This window comes from Dolichospermum lemmermannii CS-548 (assembly GCF_028330815.1).
GTDB lineage: Bacteria > Cyanobacteriota > Cyanobacteriia > Cyanobacteriales > Nostocaceae > Dolichospermum > Dolichospermum lemmermannii.
In genome coordinates this window covers 1-3,970 of the sequence record NZ_JAQMTJ010000203.1, presented here as the reverse complement: position 1 = coordinate 3,970, position 3,970 = coordinate 1, and the positions used below count along the sequence as shown (strand labels likewise).

Annotated in this window: 4 protein-coding genes and 1 pseudogene; 3 read left to right on the top strand and 2 right to left on the bottom strand. The window is 41.3% G+C overall.

The window, feature by feature from the left end; translation table 11 throughout:
* Positions 1-26 precede the first annotated feature (26 nt).
* Positions 27-371, top strand: a pseudogene (locus PN450_RS13225) (ISAzo13 family transposase); the annotation flags it as partial.
* A 21-nt stretch (positions 372-392) separates the two neighbouring features.
* Here the strand turns inward: PN450_RS13225 and PN450_RS13220 are convergent.
* Together PN450_RS13220 and PN450_RS13215 are read right to left on the bottom strand one after the other, a co-directional pair.
* The gene (locus tag PN450_RS13220; protein WP_267904337.1) at positions 393-515 is read right to left on the bottom strand and encodes a hypothetical protein; all 123 of its coding nucleotides are present in this window, start codon (positions 513-515) and stop codon (positions 393-395) included.
* A gap of 15 nt (positions 516-530) precedes the next feature.
* Positions 531-1,517 (bottom strand): GntR family transcriptional regulator, encoded by a 987-nt coding sequence (locus PN450_RS13215; protein ID WP_148762794.1) that lies wholly within the window; start codon positions 1,515-1,517, stop codon positions 531-533.
* Positions 1,518-1,889: 372 nt separating this feature from the next.
* Between PN450_RS13215 and PN450_RS13210 the strand changes: the two genes are divergently transcribed.
* Positions 1,890-2,630, top strand: coding sequence for a dienelactone hydrolase family protein (locus PN450_RS13210; protein WP_271836622.1), 741 nt, complete (start codon positions 1,890-1,892; stop codon positions 2,628-2,630).
* Positions 2,631-2,758: 128 nt separating this feature from the next.
* On the top strand, positions 2,759-3,661 hold the full coding sequence (locus tag PN450_RS13205; RefSeq protein ID WP_271836621.1) for a S1 RNA-binding domain-containing protein: 903 nt from the start codon (positions 2,759-2,761) through the stop codon (positions 3,659-3,661).
* Positions 3,662-3,970: the final 309 nt, after the last annotated feature.

Below are 3,970 nucleotides of genomic sequence, written 5' to 3'. Positions count from 1 at the left end.
GATAATTTCAGTGTGCAGCTAACCTAATGCGTCCAAAATCTATCATTGAACTAACAGAGAACCTAAAATATCTGTACATAAAAACAGCCAAAAAACTCAAGGGAAGCGATCGAAGACAATTCATGGCAGAAGTAGTTAAAGCATTGGGAATAGGTGGACAGACTTTAGTAGAACGAGAGTTAGGTTGGAATAGACGTACCATCAGGAAAGGGATGCAGGAATTGGAGAGTGGTCAGCCGATAATTGATGGTTTTGACCGGAGTGGACGTAAGGGGGTAGAAACAAAATTACCAAACTTATTATTGGATATGAAATCCTTAGTAGATCCACAAAGTCAAACAGACCCCAGTTTTAAGAGTACAAAATGCTTCGCCCCTACTAACAACTGACAACTAACAACTGACAACTGACAACTGTACGGGCGAAGCATTTGGAGAACTATTTTTGGCAATGACCGATAATTTATCTTCCAAATGCTTCGCCCCTACTAACAACTGACAACTAACAACTGACAACTGACAACTGACAAATTAAATTAATCCCAGTTCGCGTTTTAATAAATTAATGGACTGTGTGCCGATATAATTTTCACAGCGAATGAGTTTAGGTGGACGAATTAGGTCTTCTAAGACTGTTTGCATAGCTGATTGTGCGGTAGAATAGCTGACTTGATCCGTACAAAAGATAATTTCTGAGCGTTTGACGATAGCGTGTAGTTTATAAGCATCCTTGGGTTGGGCAGTCATTACCAATAATTCATCCCCGCGTAAACCGTGTAAAATGACTTCTGTGGCTCTGAGAATGCCAGGACTAAGGCTAACTATGCCGATACAACTAGATTTGGCTAGGCTTTTAACTACAGCGAGTTCCTTGCTATAATCGTGAATATCTAAAGGAATAACCCGGACAGCTTTTGGTGAGGCGATCGCTTCCACTTCTCCGATAAAATAACGACTGGTGACTAATGTGGCTGAGGTAGTTTGGTCGAGGACGCTGATAAGTTCTTCCATTGCTACGAGTTGGACTGGGATTTGCAGGGATTCTTCCAACTCATTAATCATTAATTCCCCAACCCCAATATCTTGAGATGGGGTTACTACTAATACTCTGGTACTACAACGCAAACGCCAGTCCACTTCCGCTAAAAATAGTTCCCTGGCTTGATTGAGAGAACAGCCTTGACTAAGTAACTCATCTAGGGCTTGTTGCACTACCTTATAAGCATCAGGATGTTGTTTAAGCATGGGTGACTGGGATTTACTTCCACCCTCATGACCTTGGGTGCGGACATAGATTCCTGAACCTGCTAGACTTTCAACAAATCCTTGTTCCTCCAATTGGCGGTAAACTTTACTAATGGTATTGCGATGTAATCCAGTTTGCATTGCTAAAGCTCTGGTACTGGGCAGTTTATATGCAGGTGTATATTGCCCAGAGGCGATCGCAAATCGGATTTGATTAAATAGTTGATTAGATGCAGGAATTTCACTATCTGGCTGAATACGAAATTGAATCATTACCCATCCTGCTCCATAAGACTTATCCAAATGGCCATAATTTACCTGTTAAATATATGATTGATAAGTTAGTTTGCTTTGGAAAATATTACCACAGAAGAATACACCGATTTAGGAGTCAACAGTCAGAATGAATGAAGTAGGTTGGCGTTAAAAATTGTCATTATGACAAGGCAGGGGGCAGGGAAAAAAGGATTTAAGCCCTATTTACTTTTCTTCACACATTTTGGTTATCTGCCGTCCACTTACTTACAGGGCTATTTCGTTCTTGAGATAACCCGCCCTAAACTAAAGTAGCCTACGGAAACGCTCTGCCAACAGGGCTAATAAATATTATTAATTCTCGCCTATTCCCTAACTACCAACTTAATTATGACAGAGCCAACAATAAACACTTCAACGATTCAAATTTCTGAAGATAATTTGCAAATCGCCGCTTATTTAGCTAAACCAACAGCAACCGGTTCTTATCCAGGAATTGTGGTTTTGCAAGAGATTTTTGGCGTTAATGTGCATATTCGGGATGTCACAGAACGGATTGCTAAACTGGGATATGTAGCAATTGCTCCAGCACTGTTTCAGCGTCAAGCCCCTGGATTTGAGACTGGTTATACTGCCGACGCGATGGAAACAGGTAGAAATTATGCCTCACAAACCACAGCATCAGAACTTTTAAGCGATATTCAAGCAGCTATTAACTACCTGAAAACTTTACCCCAAGTCAAACCAGATGGATTTGGTTGTATTGGCTTTTGTTTTGGTGGTCACGTCGCCTATTTAGCTGCTACTCTCACTGATATTAAAGCCACTGCGTCCTTTTATGGTGCGGGAATTACTACCCGGACTCCTGGCGGTGTAAATCCCACGGTGACGCGGACATCAGAGATTAAAGGCACTATCTACACCTTTTTTGGTGCGGAAGATGCCAGTATTCCTCCAGAACAAGTGGAAGAGATTGCCGCCGAATTTGCAAAATATAACATTTCTCATCGGCTGTTTCGCTACGATGGATCTGATCATGGGTTTTTTTGTGACCGTCGTGCCAGTTATAATCCTAAAGCTGCGGCGGATGCTTGGGTGCAAGTCCAACAACTTTTTAGCCAATTGTCCTGACCACTGACAACTGTACGGGCGAAGCATTTGGAGAACTATTTTTGGCAATGACCGATAATTTATCTTCCAAATGCTTTGCCCCTACTGACAACTGACCACTGACAAATAATAATTTATCTTCAAACGTCATGAATTCCGAATCTAAACTTTCTCAAACAGCCAATTCGTCTTTTTCAATGGACGATTTTGCCAAAGCACTGGAAAAACACGATTACCAATTTCAAAAAGGACAAGTTGTTCGTGGCAAAATATTCCAAGTTGACCACGACGGTGCTTATGTTGACATTGGTGGTAAATCGTCGGCGTTTCTTCCCCAAGAGGAGGCTTCTTTGAGAGCAGTAACTGATTTGTCGGAAATATTACCGATGGATGAGGAACTAGAGTTTTTAATTATTCGGGATCAGGATGCTGAAGGTCAAGTTACCATTTCCCGTAAGCAATTGGAAATGCGGCAGATTTGGGAAAAACTAGCAGAAATACAAGAGAATTCCCAAACTGTTCAAGTGCGGGTAACAGGTGTTAATAAAGGTGGTGTCACTGTTGATCTTTTTGGTTTACGAGGTTTTATTCCGCGATCGCACATCTCTGAACGTGATAACCTAGATGCACTCAAAGGTCAAAATCTCACTGTGGGTTTTTTAGAAATTAATCGGGAAACCAATAAACTCGTTCTTTCTCAACGTTTAGCGGCTCGTTCTAGCAACTTCAGTTTATTAGAAATCGGTCAATTAATCGAAGGAAAAATCACCGGCATCAAACCTTTTGGTGTATTTGTAGATTTTAATGGTGTCAGCGCCTTACTACACATCAAACAAGTTAGCCAAAAATTCATTGAATCTTTAGACAAAGTCTTTCAAATTGGTCAACCAATCAAAGCTGTAATTATTGATTTAGACGAAGGTAAAGGTCGAGTGGCGATTTCTACCAGAGTCTTGGAAAACCACCCTGGTGAAGTTGTGGAAAACTTTGCAGAAGTGATGGCTTCAGCCGAATCTCGTGCTAATCGTGCGGCTAATAAAACGGCTGAATAGGTGATTGGTAATTGGTAATTGGTGATTGGTAGTGCGGGCATCTTGCCCGCTATAATAATACTAGAGAACTCCACAAAAAAGATGATCCAATTGAACGCAGATAAACGCAGATAAACGCAGATGAAGAGGGATAAATTAATTAATGGATTTCATGTTTCTGTGCAGCCTTATACAGCACTTCCCGGTGTTATGAGGTACATATCTAGCGGGCAAGACTTGTACTGAGCTTGTCGATAGCGCAGCGTGGCGTTAGCCATAGTATGCCCGCACTACAAGAGTTTGATGATTCAACTTTGTACCTCATAAGAG

Bases quoted from the DNA above. Each gene is read 5' to 3' on its own strand.
- PN450_RS13215 (WP_148762794.1), bottom strand. From the start codon at position 1,517: ATGATTCAATTTCGTATTCAGCCAGATAGTGAAATTCCTGCATCTAAT.
- PN450_RS13210 (WP_271836622.1), top strand. From the start codon at position 1,890: ATGACAGAGCCAACAATAAACACTTCAACGATTCAAATTTCTGAAGAT.
- PN450_RS13205 (WP_271836621.1), top strand. From the start codon at position 2,759: ATGAATTCCGAATCTAAACTTTCTCAAACAGCCAATTCGTCTTTTTCA.